Here is a 17,186-nt window from a genome sequence, read left to right on the forward strand (position 1 = left end):
ACATTGCGGTTTGATTTCTCGTGTCAAATAACTAAATAATTGGGTCGTGGCTGAATTGCGTTGAAATGGTATCTTTGTTGATGGTCTTAGAAGCGGTTATTTGCAAACATTGCGGTCAAACTCAACAAGTCAAACGCTATGGCTCTACTCGGGCTGGCACTCAACGCTACCGATGCTACGACTGCGGTCGAACATTTGTGCAGATTTATACCCACAAAGCCCGTGATCCATTGGTTAAAGAGCAAATTACCCAAATGGTGCTGAATGGATCGGGCGTGCGCGATACGGCTCGTGTCCTGGGTGTTAACCGCAATACAGTTAGCAACCAATTTAAAAAAAAGCAGTGAGGTTGTTTATGTCAATCCTGTTTATGTCAATAAAGGCTTGAAAATCACGCTTAAAGTTGACGAAATGTGGGCTTACGTACGTAATAAGAAGCAGCCGCGCTGGCTATGGTGGGTAGAGGATGCCGTGACCGGCGAGGTGGTTGCTTTTGTTTTTGGTCGTCGTACTCACCAAACCTTCCGTCACTTACTAGCTCTATTAGAGCAAGCTAGAATTCAGGTAATTAGGTGGATAACAGACTGCTGGTGGGCATACTTTGATTGTTTGGATCAAAGACTGCGTTTGGAAAGCAAAGCTTTATTGCAGAGTCTTGAACGAAAGCATCTTACTCTTCGGACCCGGCTAAAACGCCTGGCCCGCCGAACGATCTGCTTTTCCAAGTCAGTTACTATACATGATACGATAATCGGTCTATTCATCAACCAATTTTTCTTTGCCGATAAACGCAATTAAGCCACTACCCAATCATGTATAAATCAGCATAAAAGAGATGAGTAGTTCATTATAGAATACAATTGCATAAAGAGTGATTGGAACCACTTAGAACGAGTATTTAGCATATAGAGCGGTATAATTAGTAATAAAATGAATTGGTTCTTCTCCAATTAGTTTTTCTTAATAACCATAAGCGGATACATCTAAGAATGTGTTTTGGAATTATGTTTGGTCTATGTCTTGCAAACGCTGCAACATAAGCTGGATATTGGCTAAATAGAGCCAGCATACCGAAGAAGATGTGGTGTACTCATAGTCTTTCACAAGCCGACGGAAAAAATTAGTCCACGCGATGCTTCGTTCGACGACCCAGCGTTTGGCGATTGGAACGAAGCCACGAGCCGATTCGGGGCGGGAAGCTTTCTCGAACTCAAGGCTCCATCCAGCCAACGCTTCTTTGAATACGCCATTGTAAGCTTGGTCGCCACAGATTACTACTAATCGTTCACCGCATCGCCACAGCACATCGCCAATTAACTTGACTGCCGACGGGCCGTCGGCTTGGTTTGCCGCGTGTACCCCAACCACCCAAAGCCGCCCCTGCGCATCAACTACCCATTGCCGCTTGCGCCCATTAACGGCCTTGTGGACATCTAAGCCGCGGGCCTCACTGCCCATTGGGGCTAGCTTAACTGATTGTGAATCAATGCAAAGTAGCGAGGGTAACGCTGCTCGGCCTGCTCGGATTCGGTCGGCCTGATTTAAGGCGGCATTGAGCGTTTCAATGGTTCCATCCAGCTTCCAGCGATGGAAATAGTAGCAGATGGTCTGCCAAGGTAGGTGCTCGAAGGGCAGATTGCGCCATTGACAGCCCGTGCGGAGTTGCCAAAGCAGGGCGTTGACAATACAGCGAAGATCATGTTTGCGTTTGCGTTGAAGCGGTAAAAAAGGCGAAATTGCCGCCCACTGGGAGTCGGTTAGTGGTTTCCACGGAGTTGTCATTGTTTGTAAGCTTGGTCGCTACAAAGATGACCTGACTCTCAGCTTTCAACTATTCCAAAACACCCTCTAAACGGTTCGCAATGCCGGTTGTAAAATGCTTGTGCTGGAATAAGCTTATTAAGAAAGGGAGCTTTTAAGGTAAGATGGAAGAAATACTATATCCAAAATCAAGTAGTTGAACTTGTGGACAGTGAAAACATTAGTTTAAGATTGGTCAATGGTAAAATAGACATCAAATTAGCGGTTACTACTTCATCGTACGAAATCGTACATTTAAAGGGATAAAATAAACATTAAATATACGATTTAAGTCTTTGTAAATTAATGACTTATAGATACTTCTTGTGTAATCAAAAAATCGTTCAGGAAAACCCTGATTTTACTGTTCAAGGCATCTTGTAGCCACTTGTTAATCCTTTCGATAATAAAGTTGAGAGAGCTACAAGGCCAGCTTAATCCAGGCTGGGGCATGATCGCTAGTTTTCTCCCAGCCTCTTACCCATTGGTCAACACCACCATCAACAACCTGGTCAGCAAAGGGGGCATTCACTAATAAATGGTCGATGCGCAGTCCGTCATTACGTTGATAAGCCCGGCCGAAATAATCCCAATAGGTATAAAACCGTTCAGTGGGAGTCAGTTGACGAAGCGAATCGATCCAGCCCGACGCCAAGAGTTGCTCATAGGCCGCTCGGGATTCCGGGCGAAACAGTGCATCATGCAGCCACCGCTGGGGATTAGAAGCATCTAGTTCCGTTGGAATGACGTTGAAATCATCCGCTAAAATGACCGGCGTTTGGGTTGCCAGCAGACGAGCCGCATGTTGGGTAAGCCGGTCAAACCAGCGCAGTTTATAGTCAAATTTTGGCCCGGGCGCTGGATTGCCGTTGGGAAGGTATAGGCACCCAATCAATACGCCATCCACCAAAGCCTCCAGATAGCGGCTTTGCTCATCGGCATCATCACTGGGAAGTAAACGGCGAATTTCCTGAAACTCCGTGCATCGGGTCAGAATAGCCACTCCGTTCCAGCTTTTCTGGCCTTTCCAGATGGCCCGGTAACCGGCATCCTCAATGGCTCCGATGGGAAATCTGTCCTGAAGAGCTTTTAATTCCTGGAGACAGACGACGTCGGGCGCCGTTTCGGATAGCCAGCGCAGCACCGGCAATCGGGCGTTAATGCCATTGACATTATAGGTGGCTATTCGCATGTAACGTAATGGGCTCAATGGGGCCGTAAGGGAGTTTTTATTGGGTATTACATTTTACTCAAAGACCGGAAAATACCTGTTTTGTGACCACAGAGATTAACGTTTTTTGAGTAACCACTCACTCCTAAGTATAGAGTGAGTAATTCGGCCAAATTGATCTATCCAACTAAAACCGAAGATTCAGCTTTGCGTACCAGAAGGCGCCGTTGCTGCCCATCTGCACGGGGTCCCAGGCACCACCCGATTCGGTGAGGGTGGGATCATGGAGGTTAGGGTAGACGTTGAAGATGTTGGTACCACCCAACGTAAGCCGGACCTGGTTCGTCAGCCGGTAGCCAACCGATAGGTCGGTGGTGATGCGGGGGGTGTAGACATCCAGAAAGTTGAGCGTGGGATCGCCTTCATATACGTTGTAGTTCGCCAGCTCTACCTGTCCGAACCGGATGGCGCGGGCGACAATCGTCCACCGGTCAAGGCCGTAATCCAGCGTCAGGTTAATCTTGGATGGCGGAGCGGAGGCTTCCACAAACTTGCGTTCCCGCAGGTCAAAGTAGGTGTCTTCCTTACCCCGCAGCCGATCGTTGGTTTTTACCTCATCCACCGTCAGTCGGTTGAAATTGGCCGCCAGCGTGGTGTTGAGTCGGCCCCGACCCAGGGCGGCACTGTGCGCCAGAATCACATCCAGTCCCCGGGTGGTGGTTGATACGGCATTGGTGAAGAACTGGGCCTGCCCAACGCGCAGTGCCTGGAGATCGGCTCCAATATCGGGGTCATCATTTGTGAAGGCACCGGTCAGCACAACCCGGTCCTTTACGTTCACCAGGTAGCCATCTACCGTTACGGTAAAGTTAGACGCCAGCCGACCGGTGAAACCCACGCTGAGGTTCCGAGAGGTTTCCTGCTTCAGCGAAGGTATTCCCAGTTTCTGCGTAACGGCGCTATTGTTGCGGGCCAGCAGAACCTCTACCGGTTGGCCGTTTACAAAGTTGGTGAAGGTGGAGTTGAAGTAAATCTGGGCAAGCGAGGGCGCCCGGAAGCCAGTGCTGGCCGTAGCCCGAAGGGTGAATTTGTCACTCAGCCGAAGCCGGGTCGAGAGCTTGCCGTTCAGGGTGCTTCCGAAGTCGCTGTAGTTCTCAAAGCGCACGGCTGCCCCCAGCATAAAGGCATTCGTAATGTCGGCTTCGGTATCCACGTAAACCCCTAGGTTGGTTCGGCCTTTGTTAATTACGTCGCCCGGCTGATAACCCGGAAAGCCCTGTGAGCCGCCGGGTTTGGTTGGGTCATAGTTTCGGTATGAAGCTTCCTCTCCGGCAAAGATCAGGTAGCGCTCGGCCCGGAATTCACTGCCGAACGCAATGTTAAGGCCCTGTAAGGTATTTTTGAAGTTGCGGGTGAAGTGCAGACCCGTTACGTTCTGCTGCAACTGAAAGCCACCCGCATCGAACGACGTAGGAGAATTGGCGCCCAGCGAGGTGTTCAGGGTGTTGTTGACGGTATAGTGGAACCGGTTGCTCCCGAACACATTGCCTAAATCTACGTTCCAGCCTTTCCAGAGGCCGCGGATTCCGGCGGCAAAAGAGCCGTCGACAATATTGCTGGAAATGATGGGGTCGAAGCCGTTGGGGTAAATGGAGGGTATGTTCCGGTCGCTATCGGCAAAGCGGGTCCAGGCATAGGCGTCACCCCGGCGGAGGTTCAGCCCACCGAATGCGTAGATCTGTGCGTTGGCGCTTACAGGAATAGCGGAGTTGACGTAGAATGATGTATTCTGAATTTTAGGATCGCCGTATTGCCGCCGGGCAATATCCGTAGGTACGTTGGCCCGCTGGGTATGGTCGCGGAAGTTATAATCGGCGGTAAGGTTCACGAACCCCTCCCGACCGATGCGCCAGCCATAGTTGGCGTTTACATTCACATTGGCCCCGTCGAACTTCTTGTCGTCAAACCGGTATTTCGCCTGATACATGCCGTAGTTGACATTACCGGTGAATTCGTTGACGTTCGATTTCAACACAATGTTGATTACCCCCGCAATAGCGTCGGAGCCGTACTGGGCCGAAGCGCCATCGCGCAGAATTTCAATCCGCTCGATAGCGGCCGCCGAAATGGCGTTCAGGTCGGTGCCTGTATTGCCCCGGCCGCGGGTACCGAACAGATTCACCAGCGACGACTGATGCCGCCGTTTGCCGTTGATCAGCACCAGCGTCTGGTCAGGGCCGAGGCCGCGCAGGGTGGCGGGGTCAACGTGGTCGGCCCCGTCGGAACCGGTCTGGCGGTTGGAGTTAAACGAGGGCGCAGCAAACTGCAGGAGCTGGTTGAGGTCAAGCTGCCCGGTTTTACTCGTTACCTCCCGAATGTCGATGAGATCAATCGGAGAAGGGGAATCGGTGACGGAGCGGTTGAGGTTACGCGAACCAACTACATTCACCTGCGTGAGCGTATTGGCTTCTTCCAGGGTGGCATTGAGGGGCGTCTGCCCATTTACCGGTATTTCGGTTCGCTGAAAGCCGACGTACGAAAAAACCAGTACAGGACTGGCCGAGCGGGTGGTAATCTGATACTGGCCGGTGGCATTGGTAGTGGTGCCGTTGTTGGTATTCTTCTCAACAATGGTAGCCCCAACAAGGGCTTCGCCCTGCCGGTCGGTTACCCGGCCCGTAATGACTTGCTGACCATAGGCCATTACCGACAAAAAGAACACGGGGAGGAGTACGAATTTTTTCATAATTAACAGGTTGGAGTCGTATGAAAGTAGCCCAAAGAGCGTAACCCAAGTCGGGCCGATTACTGAATTCGTTTTAGACTCGACAATTCAGGTTGCCTTTTGTTCAACTGAACTTTATGTTTCAATGATTTTTTGGGTTGATGAAAAACTGAAATTTTAAACTGAATACCCTTTCAGCCAGGCTTTCAATACGTCGGGGTTCATAAGCGCCCGCACTTCTTTCTTTAGCTCCTTTACGCGCTTTTTCAACTGCCGCACATCGCTGTTAAGGCCAAATTCCAGACCACTTAAAGAGGCAGTTGTTACTGGTTTGCCAAGAGAGAGAGCCAGTTGATGTTGCAGGGCAGTGAATTCCGTCGTCAGTTCGTCGGCCTGCTGTTGGAGAATTTTGTTGTAATACTTCAACTGCTCGTCGGCCAGCTTTTCCAGATGCTGCTGATCAATGCGGTTGAATTCAAGCTGCAGCCGAAGCAGGGCCAGCAGGTCGCTTTTCTGATACGCTTCGGTAACGCGCTGCATGATGCCGGTTTTGCGAATCTTTTCCGCTTCGTCGGGCTCACGATCGGGATGAAAGGCTTTGACCAGATCCATGTAAAGGGTTCGGACAGCCTTCGTGATGTTTCGCTCTTCGATCTGTTTTCGGGCTTCGCGTTTCTGCTGTTTGGCTGATTTAGCCTTTTGAGGTTCTTCGGCATCTGGCGTGCCTTCATCCGTTTTCGGCTGAACTCTTTCTTCGGCAGGGGGCTCCTGATAACTTATCAATTGCTCCTGACCGGTCGTGCTGGGCGCATCGGCAGCATACTTATGCAGAATCGGCGTTAGCTCATCCAGACCGTAATCGTCCACGAGTTCAGAGGCCAGGTTTACAATCAGCTCCGCCAGCTTTCTTTTTTCTGGCCGCGACGTATCGGGTTGTTCATACGCCCGGTCGAACAGGCGCACGAGGTTAACACGAAGCTGGTTGTATTCACGCAGCAGCGGCTCATACTCCGTGTAAATGCGCTGCTGCAAGGTCGTTGCTACCGTACGAAAATGACGAATACGCTGCTCCAGTTCACCGATTTCGTTCGTTAACCGATTGAACGCCAGCTGCGCCCGGGAAAGTGGTGGCTTATCCCGTCCGGGCGAAGGAATATGCACAAGATGAGGGTTAGGCATAGGCATATAGCAAAGAGCCCTGCTGGCTGAACGTTACGGTTCAAACCAGCAGGGTCTAGAAATGTTGAGTGTCGTTACTGCTGCACGCCCACCAGATTAAGCATGAACGCGTACTCCAGCGCAATCTCTTTCAGCGCCTGAAATCGTCCGGAGGCTCCGCCATGACCCGCTTCCATGTTCGTGTGAAGCAGAAGCTGGTTGTTGTCGGTTTTCATCGTGCGGAGTTTGGCAACCCACTTGGCCGGTTCCCAGTACTGCACCTGTGAATCGTGCAGGCCGGTCGTGACGAGCAGGTTCGGATAGGCTTTCTTCTCAACATTGTCGTAAGGCGAGTAGGATAGCATGTAGTCGTAATACTGCTTTTGTTTCGGGTTCCCCCATTCTTCAAACTCGCCCGTGGTGAGCGGTATACTTTCGTCGAGCATCGTCGTTACTACATCCACGAACGGAACGGCGGCCACTACGCCCCGGTACAACTGCGGGGCCTGGTTGATAACGGCACCCATCAGGAGCCCGCCCGCGCTGCCGCCCATAGCAAACAGCTTGTCGGGAGAAGTGTATTTAGTCTTGATGAGGTGCTCCGACACGTCCACGAAGTCGTTGAAGGTGTTTTTCTTTTTAAGCATCTTGCCGTCTTCGTACCACCGACGCCCCATTTCCTGGCCGCCCCGGATGTGCGCAATCGCGTAAATAAAACCCCGGTCGAGCAGGCTCAGGCGCGTTGAGCTAAAGCCGGGGTCCGTCGAATAACCGTAGGAGCCATACGAATATTGCAGCAGCGGAGCCGACCCGTCTTTAGGCGTGCCTTTCCGATAAACAATTGATACTGGAATCTTCACGCCGTCGCGGGCGGTCGCGTAAATCCGCTCCGACACGTAATTGTTCTTGTCAAAGCCATCCAGAACCTCCTGCTCTTTTTTTAGCGTCTTGACCTTCGTGTCCATGTTATAGTCGTAGGTCGAGTTGGGCGTAGTCAGGGAAGCGTAATTAAACCGCAGGACGTTGGTATTGAACTCCGGGTTGAAGCCAATGGCCGCTACGTAGGCCGGTTCGCCGAAATCCAGATACTCGTCGGTTTTGGTTTTCTGATTAATGACCCGAATGCTGGTCAGTCCGGCTTTACGCTCACCCAGCACCAGGTGGTTGGTGAACACGTCCAGATTCGCCAGATAGACATCGGGACGATGAGGAATCACTTCTTTCCAGGCTGACCGGTCGGCGGTTTTGCCTTCGGGAACTTCCATGAGCCGGAAGTTTTCGGCCTGCCAGTTGGTGCGGACGTAAAACTTGTCTTTGTAGTGGACAATATCGTATTCGTGCCCTTTTTCGCGCGGCAGAAACACGGTAAACTGACCCGTCGGCTGACTGGCGTTCAGGAGCCGGTATTCCGTGGCCACGCCGTTATGGTCAACGCCGATAGTGATAAATTTTTTCGACTTCGTTCGGCCCAGCCCCATGTAGAACTGGTTGTCTTTCTCTTCATAAACCAGCACATCCTGTTTGGGATCAGTCCCCAATACGTGCCGATAAACTTGGTAGCCGAGGAGCGTCTGCGGGTCTTTTTTGATGTAGAACAGCGTCTTGTTATCGGCTGCCCACGCAAAGTTGCCCGCTTCGGTATTGGTGATAGTCTCTGGATAGACTTTCCCCGTTTTCAGGTTTTTGATGCGCAGCGTATAGAGCCGGCGGCTAACGGTGTCTTCGGCAAAAATGGCCAGTTCGTTATTGTCAGAGACTTCATAACCACCCAGATGGAAATAGTTGTGGCCCTTCGCCATTGCGTTTCCATCAAAAATGACTTCTTCGGTGCCCTGCAGCGAGCCTTTCTTACGGCAGTAAATAGGATATTCACCCCCCGTTACGTAGCGGCTATAGTAAAAATAGCCATTGTCCCGGTAGGGCACCGACTCATCCTGCTGCTTGATACGGCCTTTCATTTCTTCAAAGAGCTTATCCTGCAAGGTTTTAACGGGCGACAGCACCTGATCGAGATAGGCGTTCTCGGCCTTCAGATAGCTGATTACCTCTGGGTTTTCGCGGTCGTTGAGCCAGTAATAATTGTCGATCCGCTTATGCCCGTTGGTAATGAGTTCCTTCGGTTTTACAGCGGCTTTGGGGGGAGTAATGGACTGTGCTTGTGTCATGCTATAGAGCGTGAGCGTAGTAATTAAGAGAAAACACGTTCGTTTCATAGCGGTTCGCGGGAACGGTCGTTTTGAGAGATTGTCTGTAAAATTAAGGTTTTCTTTCGTGGCAGAGGTGCCGCGATTTTCTGAATAAAGTGGAGGAACGCCAAAACTAAACGACCTTTAGGCTTGTCAATCCTGTTTTGCCTGAATACTATGCCCGAACTTGTCGTTGCACGCTATACCGAAGACCTAAACTGGCTACGTAACCTCTCGGCCAACCGCGTCGGTCAATCCGCTTCGCTCCGCGTGACAATCTATGACAAAAGTCCGGATGCATCGGCTGGCCCGGATGCCGTTCGGCTGCCAAATGTTGGCCGGGAAGCGCATACGTATCTGCATCATATCGTGAGTCGCTATGATACGCTGGCCGAGTGGACGGTGTTCTGCCAGGGCAAACCGTTCGACCATGCCTTTGATTTCAAGAAATTTATCCGGGCGTTTGTCAGCCAGCCCGTTATACATGAAAATTTCGACCGGTTTGTCTCCGGCTTTTACTGGCTCGGGCACCTGATCGACACTGACGATAAGCAGGGGCAGCGCCTGTTTCAACCGTGGAGCAAAAACGAAGACGGCCGGGGCCTTGATCTGCGCGGCTTTCATCGGGCGCTGTTCGACACAGATGGGCCGGAATTCTATACATTTGTGCTGGGTGCGCAGTTTGCAGTGCATCGCAATGTGGTGCAAAGCCAACCGCTGGCCTTCTATGAACGGGCGCTGGCCGTTGCCATTACGTTTCCCGACGCAGCCCATTGTTTCGAGCGCAGCTGGGATCGCGTATTCGGCCTGACGGGGATTGATCCGGTCTGGCTGGCGGGCCGACAGACCGTCTATCTGAAGCCCATGAAGCACCAGAACGCTGTTGGCTAGGTCCCGGCAGAAGGCTAGCCGCACGCATAAAATAAGATCCGGAAACTCTTTTTTCTATCGTTTACTCGAATGCTTTATCCGGATAACGAGTCTCTTTAATCAAGTCTGAAAATAACCGGCCTTTTCTGTATCTTTAGCGAAGAATCGCAATTCTCTCTATGCACCGAACGTTTTACGTGCCTCGCTTCCGGCTCGTCCTGTTCAGTATCGGCACCGCCGGTTTTTTAGCTGCATCCAATCCCGACGCACTTTCGCTCGAAAAGGCTTTCTCCCGCATCAACAACGAGGTTAACCAGCACAGCCGTGTCTACGAAACGCTTGCCGACGCATCGAAGCAGGTCGGTCATCGACTAACGGGCAGTCCCAATGGCACTCGTGCCGAAGCCTATGCACATAATCTGCTGGCTTCGTATGGCTTTAGGGAAGTTCGCTACGAGCCGTTTGAGGTGGAAGCCTGGATGCGCGATACCGTAACGCTGTCGGTCGTGCCCGATCGGAGCGATAACTTTCGGGATGTACCGGTGGTGGCACTGGCCCATTCGCCCATCGAAGCGCACGTAAAAGGAGAAATTATAGACGTAGGCAATGGGCTGGAGGGCGACTTCGCGGCCTTTAAAGACAAGCTAAAAGGCAAAGTTGCACTGGTCAACATTGGCCTGGCTGCTCCAACGAAGGGTGCCCGTAACCTGCACCGCTCCGAAAAAACGGCGCTGGCGATTCAGTATGGGGCGGTGGGCGTAATTATGGTCAATCTGGTGCCGGGAAATGTGCTGCTGACGGGCACGGCTTCTGTTACGGGTAAACTGATCCCGATTCCATCGGTTTGCATTTCGCTCGAAAGCGGAGAAGCCCTCCGGGCGTGGATGCAGGAAGAGCACGGCCGGTTTCAGGCCATGATTGATATGACCAACATGAGCCGGAAAATTCGCGCCCGGAACGTAGTCGCCACGCTGCCCGGCTCGAAATATCCCAACGAAAAAATCATCGTCGGCGGCCATCTGGATTCGTGGGATCTGGCAACCGGCGCCATCGATAATGGCATTGGGTCCTTTGCCGTCATGGACATCGCCCGGACGTTCAAGGCGTTGAAGCTGAAGCCCAAGCGCACGGTTGAGTTTGTCCTGTTTATGGGCGAAGAGCAGGGTTTGCTCGGGTCGCGGGCCATGGTTGAGAGCCTGAAAACTTCGGGGGAACTCGACAAGGTTCGCTACATGATGAATCTTGACATGACCAATGACCCAACCGGACTAAACGCCTTTGGCCGGTCGGATATGGTATCCTTTCTGAACACCGTTGGCGAAACCATGAAACGCGTCGAACCCGCCTTTCCGAACCAGATGCAGAATCAGGCGGGGCTGCACTCCGATCATCAGCCGTTCATGCTCGAAGGCGTCCCGGTTGTGGGCATGAATGGTCACCTCTCCAGAGAAGTGCTTGATTGTTATCATGCCAACTGCGACCGCATGAACCTCGTCAACGCCGACCAGTTGAAGAATACGGTTCGCTATTCGACGATGCTGCTGTATGCGCTTGCTGATGCCGACGATATTCCAACCCGCCGGCAGACCGATACCCAAACCCGCGACTACCTCGTAACGCAGGGCCTGCGTACTCCGTTGCAGATTGCCAATGAGTGGCGCTGGAAAGAATGAAACAGGGTTAGGATGCCTTGAACGGACAATCCTGCAGGAAAAGATGTCGGCCCTTCCGAGCCTACGGCTACCGCAGGGGCGATGATTTTCGTTACTTTGTGCGAACGAACACCGGACACTGACACGTATCCACATGGCCAAAAATACCTTCCGGCAACCCGAACGCATTGCTAAACAGAAGAAGCAACGGCGACAACTGCGGCTGGCCTCCTGGCTCAATGATTTCATTGGGCTGGACCGGCTCTTCGGCGAGGATAATGCCTGGCCCATCCGTAATATTGACCGTATTCTCTGGGTCACGCTCCTGCTCATTGTTTATATTGGCCTGAATCACAACGCCGAGCGGCTGGTACGCCGGATTCAGCGCACCAAAACCCAGGTAGACGAACTACGGGCGCAGTCAACCGTTCTGGAGGCCGATTATAACCGGAGCGGTAAACAGTCCGAACTGGCGAAGCACGTAGCCGCGCTCGGCCTGACCGACAGCCAGAAACCACCCCATAAACTCGTCGTTAAAGCCAATGAACATTAAGCAGGATATCATCCAACGGGCAAACCACGTCTTTTACGTCGTGATCCTTCTGGCCCTGAGCGTTGTGCTGCGGCTTGTTTACGTACAGTATTTTCAAACGTTCAAGGGTAAGCTGTGGAGTGAGCGGGTCGCGGCCACGCTTATTCAGCGCGATACCATCCGGGCCATGCGCGGTAATATTTACGCCAATGACGGCAGTCTGTTGGCGACTTCGCTGCCGAGTTACGTAGTGGGTCTCGACCCGACCATTGCCAAACCCGACTACTTCGCCAAAAAAGTAGATTCGCTCGGGCTGCTGCTCTCCCGCATCTACCGCGACCGCTCGGCTCGTGATTATGCGGATCTGGTGCGTGATGCCCGCGCGCGCAAACGCCGGTACGTGCTGCTGAATCGTCGGCGCGTTACGTTTCAGGAGCGGCAGATGATGCTGAAGTGGCCTTTTTTCCGTTCGTCGCAGAAAGTCGCGGCCCGGGGTGGGGTGCTACGACCGTATTATGAGCGCTACCATCCGTTTGCCAACATGGCTAAGCGAACTATTGGCGATCTGGACGCGAAAACGGGGCGGGGGCTGATTGGGCTGGAAGCTAGTTTCCAGCCCGCGCTGGCTGGCAAAAACGCGGTGGGTCTGGTGGAGGTTCTGGCCGGTGGCGTGCGCAAACCCGTTATTGATGGTCCGCACATGAAGCCCGAGCCAGGCATGGACCTCTATACAACCATTGACGTCAACTACCAGGATATGGCCGAAACGGCTCTGCGCTCGGCTCTGGAAAAATACAATGCGGCTAAGGGTTGCGTGATCGTCATGGAGGTGGCCACTGGCGAAATCCGGGCGATGGCTAACCTGAGTAAGAAAGGCGATACATACATCGAAAATTTCAACCATGCGCTGGCGGGCCGCACTGATCCTGGCTCAACCTTTAAGCTGGCTACAATGATGGCCTTAATGGAAGAAAAAGCCATCTCGCTCAACCAGCTGGTGGCTACGGGCAATGGGTCAGCGCGCTACAACGGTCTTAATATTCATGATGCTTCACGGCACGGAAAAGGAACGATTACGGCCCGCGAGGTATTCGAAAAATCGTCGAACGTCGGCACGCATCTGCTCATGCGGAGTTATTTCTATAGCCGCCCTGACCTGTACTGCCAGTATCTGCGTCGATTTCATCTGACACAGCCGACAGGTATCCATATGAAAGGGGAAGCTGTACCGATTGTCCGGAATCCCGACATGAAAGGCTGGAGTAAGGTCTCCTTAACGTCTATGTCGTATGGCTACGAGATGCAGATAACCCCCCTGCAAATGCTGGCGTTCTATAACGCGGTCGCGAACGGTGGCCGCTGGGTTCGCCCCATGCTGGTTAAACAGATAAAGCTGGCCGACGAGGTTGTAGAGAACATCACTCCTTACGTAGCGCCCGAGCCCATCTGCTCGAAAGAAACCGCCCGCAAAGCGCAGGAACTGCTTCGGGGTGTTGTTGAACACGGTACGGCGAAGCACATCAACAATCCTCATTACGCCATCGCCGGAAAGACGGGGACGGCCCAGAAAGTGATCAACGGGCGGTACCAGGTTGGTAAATACTATACGTCCTTTATCGGCTATTTCCCGGCTGATAAACCGAAATACAGCATGGTAACGGTCGTTGACAGTCCGCAGGGCGACAACATTGACCTGCTGTATGCCGGAGCCGTAGCCGCACCGGTTTTTAAAGAAGTTGCCGACCGGATTGTTGCCTATGACATCCGGATGCACGCGCCAATCCGTTCCGGAAAGCCGCAGACACCCACGGCTACAGGGCTTCTGGCCGGTTATGCCGATGACCTGCACACGATCAGCAGTACGTTGAATATGAACGCCGAACCCACGGCCGAAGGCTGGGTGGAAGCCAGCCCGAACGGCCGCTGGAAGTCGCGTCCAACGCGGCCCGGACAGGTGCCCGACGTGCGCGGGCTGACGCTGCGCGACGCCCTGTTCCTGCTCGAAAACAAGGGTTTCCGGGTGGTGGTCGAAGGCCGGGGTAAGGTAAAAGAGCAATCCATCCAACCGGGTACGGGCGCGGCTGGCCTGAGCGAAAAGGTGATCACGCTAACACTGGGGTAAGGATTCAAGTCTATAATTAGGTAGTCCCACGCGCAACCCGTTTTTTTGCAGCCACAAAACGCGTTTCGGCGCGTCACTGGGTATGCAGCTAAAAAACATTCTTTATAAAATTCCGTTGCTGGCAACTGCCGGTAGCATGGAGGCCGACATTACGAACCTGACTATGGACTCGCGTAAAGTGGGACCGGGAAGTCTGTTCGTCGCCGTGCGCGGAACCCTTACTGATGGACATAACTTCATTGATAAGGCGGTGGAGCAGGGCGCATCGGCTATTCTGTGCGAAGAACTACCCACCAAAACCAATCCGGCCGTTACGTATGTGCAGGCGCAGAATTCAGCCCGAACGATGGGTCTGGTGGCGGCTAACTTCTATGGACAGCCCTCACAGAAGCTCAAACTGGTTGGTGTAACGGGCACGAATGGCAAAACCTCCGTTGCAACTCTGTTGTTCCGGCTGTTTCGGGGACTGGGCTACCGCTGTGGTCTGCTTTCGACCGTTCAAAATCAGATCGACGACCAGGTTATTCCGGCCACGCACACAACCCCCGACGTCATTACAACCAATCAGTTGCTGACGCAGATGCTGGCCCATGGCTGTACGCACGTCTTTATGGAAGTCAGTTCGCACGCGGTGGTGCAGGAGCGTATCGCCGGACTTACCTTCGCTGGGGGTATCTTCACGAATATCACCCACGATCACCTTGATTTTCACGGTACGTTCGATAACTATATCCGGGCTAAAAAAGGGTTTTTCGACCAGTTACCAGCTTCGGCTTTTGCCTTAACCAATGTTGATGATAAGCGGGGGCTGGTTATGCTCCAGAATACCGCTGCCCTGAAGGAAAGTTATTCCCTGCAAACACTGGCTACGTTTAAAGGAAAGATCATTGCCGATAGTCTGTTTGGGCTGAACATGCTGGTGGATGATCAGGAGGTGTGGTTCAAACTCATTGGCCGGTTCAATGGCTACAATCTGCTTAGCGTGTACGGAGCGGCTGTCCTGCTGGGCGAAGACCCCGCCGAGGTACTGACCCTGTTATCGGGGATTACACCTCCGCCCGGTCGTTTTGAGCAGGTCGTTTCAGACAGCAGAATTGTGGGGATCGTGGATTACGCCCATACGCCCGATGCCCTGCAGAACGTGCTTGAAACTATCGCCGGCCTTCGGCAGGCTAACGAGCAGATCATTACGGTGGTTGGCTGCGGGGGCAACCGCGACGCAGCCAAACGTCCGATCATGGCCGAGATAGCCTGCCGGTTCAGCAACCGCGTCATTCTGACCTCCGATAACCCCAGGAACGAAGACCCAATGGCCATTCTGGAACAGATGCAGGCTGGTATCCCCCCAGTTGATACTAAGAAAACCCTGACGATTGAAGACCGGCGCGACGCCATCCAGCGAGCGGTATCGCTGGCTCGTCCGCACGATATTATTCTGGTAGCCGGAAAAGGTCATGAAACCTATCAGGAGATTAAAGGTATCAAACACGACTTTGACGACCGGGCCGTGCTGCGGGAAGCGTTTGCCAATGCCGGAAATCAATAACTTTGCCCATTCGTGATTGGGTGAATGAGTGATTGAGCGTATAACTAGGCGCTTCACTCATTCACTCATTCGCTCAATCACTCATTCACCCATGCTATACTACCTGTTTCAATTCCTGGACGAACGCTACAACTTTCCGGGCGCCGGGGTTTTCCAGTACATTTCGTTTCGTGCGCTTGGCGCCGTAGTCACTTCGCTTCTGGTCGCGGCTGTTTTTGGCCGTCGCATCATTGACACGTTACGTAACCTTCAGATTGGCGAATCTATCCGCGACCTCGGGCTCGAAGGACAAATGCAGAAGCGGGGCACGCCAACCATGGGTGGGTTCATCATTCTGGCCTCTCTGCTGATTCCGGCTTTGCTATTCGCTAAGCTCTCGAATGTGTACGTAGTACTAGCGTTGGTCTCGACCGTTTGGACGGGGCTGATTGGCTTTCTGGACGACTACATCAAAGTATTCAAGAAAAACAAAGAAGGTCTGGAGGGGAAGTTCAAGGTTGTCGGCCAGATTGGTCTGGGGCTAATCGTCGGGCTTACATTGTACTTCAATGATTACGTAAAGATCCGTAAGTATGCCCCCCGGTTGCTGAGTACCTCTAACGTACCGGATGTATACACCGACATTAAGTCGACGCTCACAACGGTGCCGTTTGTCAAAAACAACGAGTTCGATTACAGCTCGCTGTTGTTTGGCTTTCTACCGGACAGTTATACCTGGATTGTGTACGTGCTGGTCTGTATTTTCATTATTACAGCTGTTTCAAACGGAGCCAACATTACCGACGGCATCGATGGATTGGCTGCCGGAACATCTGTCATCATTGGTTTGACAATTGGCGTACTGGCTTATTTATCCGGTAACAAAGTCTTTTCGCAGTACCTGAACATCATGTATATCCCGAATGCGGGCGAACTGGTGATTTTCTGTGCTGCGTTCGTGGGCGCCTGCGTCGGGTTTTTGTGGTATAATTCGTATCCGGCTCAGGTGTTTATGGGTGATACCGGCAGTCTCATGCTGGGCGGGGTAATTGCCGTTCTGTCGCTGGCTATCCGGAAAGAACTGCTCATTCCGCTGATCTGCGGTATTTTTCTGGCCGAGAACCTGTCGGTCATTTTGCAGGTCAGTTATTTCAAATACACCAAACGTAAATACGGCGAGGGCAGGCGAATCTTCCTGATGTCGCCGTTGCACCACCATTTTCAGAAGAAAGGCTATCACGAAGCCAAAATCGTGACGCGGTTCTGGATTATCGGCATCATTCTGGCGGTTCTGGCGCTGGCAACCCTGAAACTGCGGTAGTGACGAAAAATTCGCACGACCTTGTTTTTCAGCCTCATAACGCCTATATTTGCACTCCCGTTTTGAAGCGGGGGTGCTTTTTATTTAAGCAAATAATTAGAAATCAACCAATTAGTCTCCATAA

Annotated in this window: 13 protein-coding genes; 8 read left to right on the plus strand and 5 right to left on the minus strand. The window is 52.5% G+C overall.

Annotation, left to right across the window (positions count from 1 at the left end):
- The first annotated feature begins 80 nt into the window (after nucleotides 1-80).
- The gene (locus HNV11_RS24180; protein ID WP_394353889.1) at nucleotides 81-347 is read left to right on the plus strand and encodes an IS1-like element transposase; all 267 of its coding nucleotides are present in this window, start codon (nucleotides 81-83) and stop codon (nucleotides 345-347) included.
- Nucleotides 292-798 carry an IS1 family transposase gene (locus tag HNV11_RS01230; protein ID WP_171737925.1) on the plus strand — a complete coding sequence of 169 codons (507 nt, stop codon included), beginning with the start codon at nucleotides 292-294 and terminating at the stop codon, nucleotides 796-798. Before HNV11_RS24180 ends, HNV11_RS01230 begins: the two co-directional genes overlap by 56 nt.
- Nucleotides 799-1,002: 204 nt before the next feature.
- On the opposite strand, the gene HNV11_RS01235 is transcribed toward HNV11_RS01230, so the two are convergent.
- The 5 genes from HNV11_RS01235 to HNV11_RS01255 form a co-directional block, all read right to left on the minus strand.
- Complete coding sequence (locus tag HNV11_RS01235; protein ID WP_171737926.1) at nucleotides 1,003-1,782, minus strand: IS5 family transposase; 780 nt, start codon at nucleotides 1,780-1,782, stop codon at nucleotides 1,003-1,005.
- A 439-nt stretch (nucleotides 1,783-2,221) separates the two neighbouring features.
- On the minus strand, nucleotides 2,222-2,992 hold the full coding sequence (gene xth, locus HNV11_RS01240) for an exodeoxyribonuclease III (protein ID WP_171737927.1): 771 nt from the start codon (nucleotides 2,990-2,992) through the stop codon (nucleotides 2,222-2,224).
- A gap of 166 nt (nucleotides 2,993-3,158) precedes the next feature.
- Nucleotides 3,159-5,717, minus strand: a complete 2,559-nt coding sequence (locus tag HNV11_RS01245) for a TonB-dependent receptor (RefSeq protein ID WP_171737928.1) — start codon at nucleotides 5,715-5,717, stop codon at nucleotides 3,159-3,161.
- Nucleotides 5,718-5,873: 156 nt separating this feature from the next.
- Nucleotides 5,874-6,875 carry a hypothetical protein gene (locus tag HNV11_RS01250; protein WP_240163680.1) on the minus strand — a complete coding sequence of 334 codons (1,002 nt, stop codon included), beginning with the start codon at nucleotides 6,873-6,875 and terminating at the stop codon, nucleotides 5,874-5,876.
- A 74-nt stretch (nucleotides 6,876-6,949) separates the two neighbouring features.
- Nucleotides 6,950-9,067: a S9 family peptidase gene (locus HNV11_RS01255; protein WP_171737930.1), complete on the minus strand. Its 2,118-nt coding sequence runs from the start codon at nucleotides 9,065-9,067 to the stop codon at nucleotides 6,950-6,952.
- A 150-nt stretch (nucleotides 9,068-9,217) separates the two neighbouring features.
- Between HNV11_RS01255 and HNV11_RS01260 the strand changes: the two genes are divergently transcribed.
- The 6 genes from HNV11_RS01260 to mraY all read left to right on the plus strand — a co-directional run bounded on the left by HNV11_RS01260 (nucleotide 9,218) and on the right by mraY (nucleotide 17,062).
- Nucleotides 9,218-9,931 (plus strand): DUF3431 domain-containing protein, encoded by a 714-nt coding sequence (locus HNV11_RS01260; protein WP_171737931.1) that lies wholly within the window; start codon nucleotides 9,218-9,220, stop codon nucleotides 9,929-9,931.
- Between the two features lie 158 nt (nucleotides 9,932-10,089).
- Nucleotides 10,090-11,583 carry a M20/M25/M40 family metallo-hydrolase gene (locus tag HNV11_RS01265; RefSeq protein WP_171737932.1) on the plus strand — a complete coding sequence of 498 codons (1,494 nt, stop codon included), beginning with the start codon at nucleotides 10,090-10,092 and terminating at the stop codon, nucleotides 11,581-11,583.
- Between the two features lie 133 nt (nucleotides 11,584-11,716).
- Complete coding sequence (locus HNV11_RS01270; protein WP_171737933.1) at nucleotides 11,717-12,115, plus strand: FtsL-like putative cell division protein; 399 nt, start codon at nucleotides 11,717-11,719, stop codon at nucleotides 12,113-12,115.
- Complete coding sequence (locus HNV11_RS01275) at nucleotides 12,105-14,216, plus strand: penicillin-binding protein (protein ID WP_171737934.1); 2,112 nt, start codon at nucleotides 12,105-12,107, stop codon at nucleotides 14,214-14,216. The genes HNV11_RS01270 and HNV11_RS01275 overlap by 11 nt, the downstream gene beginning before the upstream one ends.
- Before the next feature lie 82 nt (nucleotides 14,217-14,298).
- Nucleotides 14,299-15,762 carry a UDP-N-acetylmuramoyl-L-alanyl-D-glutamate--2,6-diaminopimelate ligase gene (locus HNV11_RS01280; protein ID WP_171737935.1) on the plus strand — a complete coding sequence of 488 codons (1,464 nt, stop codon included), beginning with the start codon at nucleotides 14,299-14,301 and terminating at the stop codon, nucleotides 15,760-15,762.
- A 91-nt stretch (nucleotides 15,763-15,853) separates the two neighbouring features.
- Nucleotides 15,854-17,062 (plus strand): phospho-N-acetylmuramoyl-pentapeptide-transferase, encoded by a 1,209-nt coding sequence (gene mraY / locus HNV11_RS01285; RefSeq protein WP_171737936.1) that lies wholly within the window; start codon nucleotides 15,854-15,856, stop codon nucleotides 17,060-17,062.
- Nucleotides 17,063-17,186: the final 124 nt, after the last annotated feature.

The sequence above is a fragment of the Spirosoma taeanense genome, assembly GCF_013127955.1.
Lineage (GTDB): Bacteria > Bacteroidota > Bacteroidia > Cytophagales > Spirosomataceae > Spirosoma > Spirosoma taeanense.

Bases quoted from the DNA above. Each gene is read 5' to 3' on its own strand.
- HNV11_RS24180 (WP_394353889.1), top strand. From the start codon at position 81: ATGGTCTTAGAAGCGGTTATTTGCAAACATTGCGGTCAAACTCAACAA.
- HNV11_RS01235 (WP_171737926.1), bottom strand. From the start codon at position 1,782: ATGACAACTCCGTGGAAACCACTAACCGACTCCCAGTGGGCGGCAATT.
- xth (WP_171737927.1), bottom strand. From the start codon at position 2,992: ATGCGAATAGCCACCTATAATGTCAATGGCATTAACGCCCGATTGCCG.
- HNV11_RS01245 (WP_171737928.1), bottom strand. From the start codon at position 5,717: ATGAAAAAATTCGTACTCCTCCCCGTGTTCTTTTTGTCGGTAATGGCC.
- HNV11_RS01250 (WP_240163680.1), bottom strand. From the start codon at position 6,875: ATGCCTAACCCTCATCTTGTGCATATTCCTTCGCCCGGACGGGATAAG.
- HNV11_RS01255 (WP_171737930.1), bottom strand. From the start codon at position 9,067: ATGAAACGAACGTGTTTTCTCTTAATTACTACGCTCACGCTCTATAGC.
- HNV11_RS01260 (WP_171737931.1), top strand. From the start codon at position 9,218: ATGCCCGAACTTGTCGTTGCACGCTATACCGAAGACCTAAACTGGCTA.
- HNV11_RS01265 (WP_171737932.1), top strand. From the start codon at position 10,090: ATGCACCGAACGTTTTACGTGCCTCGCTTCCGGCTCGTCCTGTTCAGT.
- HNV11_RS01270 (WP_171737933.1), top strand. From the start codon at position 11,717: ATGGCCAAAAATACCTTCCGGCAACCCGAACGCATTGCTAAACAGAAG.
- HNV11_RS01275 (WP_171737934.1), top strand. From the start codon at position 12,105: ATGAACATTAAGCAGGATATCATCCAACGGGCAAACCACGTCTTTTAC.
- HNV11_RS01280 (WP_171737935.1), top strand. From the start codon at position 14,299: ATGCAGCTAAAAAACATTCTTTATAAAATTCCGTTGCTGGCAACTGCC.
- mraY (WP_171737936.1), top strand. From the start codon at position 15,854: ATGCTATACTACCTGTTTCAATTCCTGGACGAACGCTACAACTTTCCG.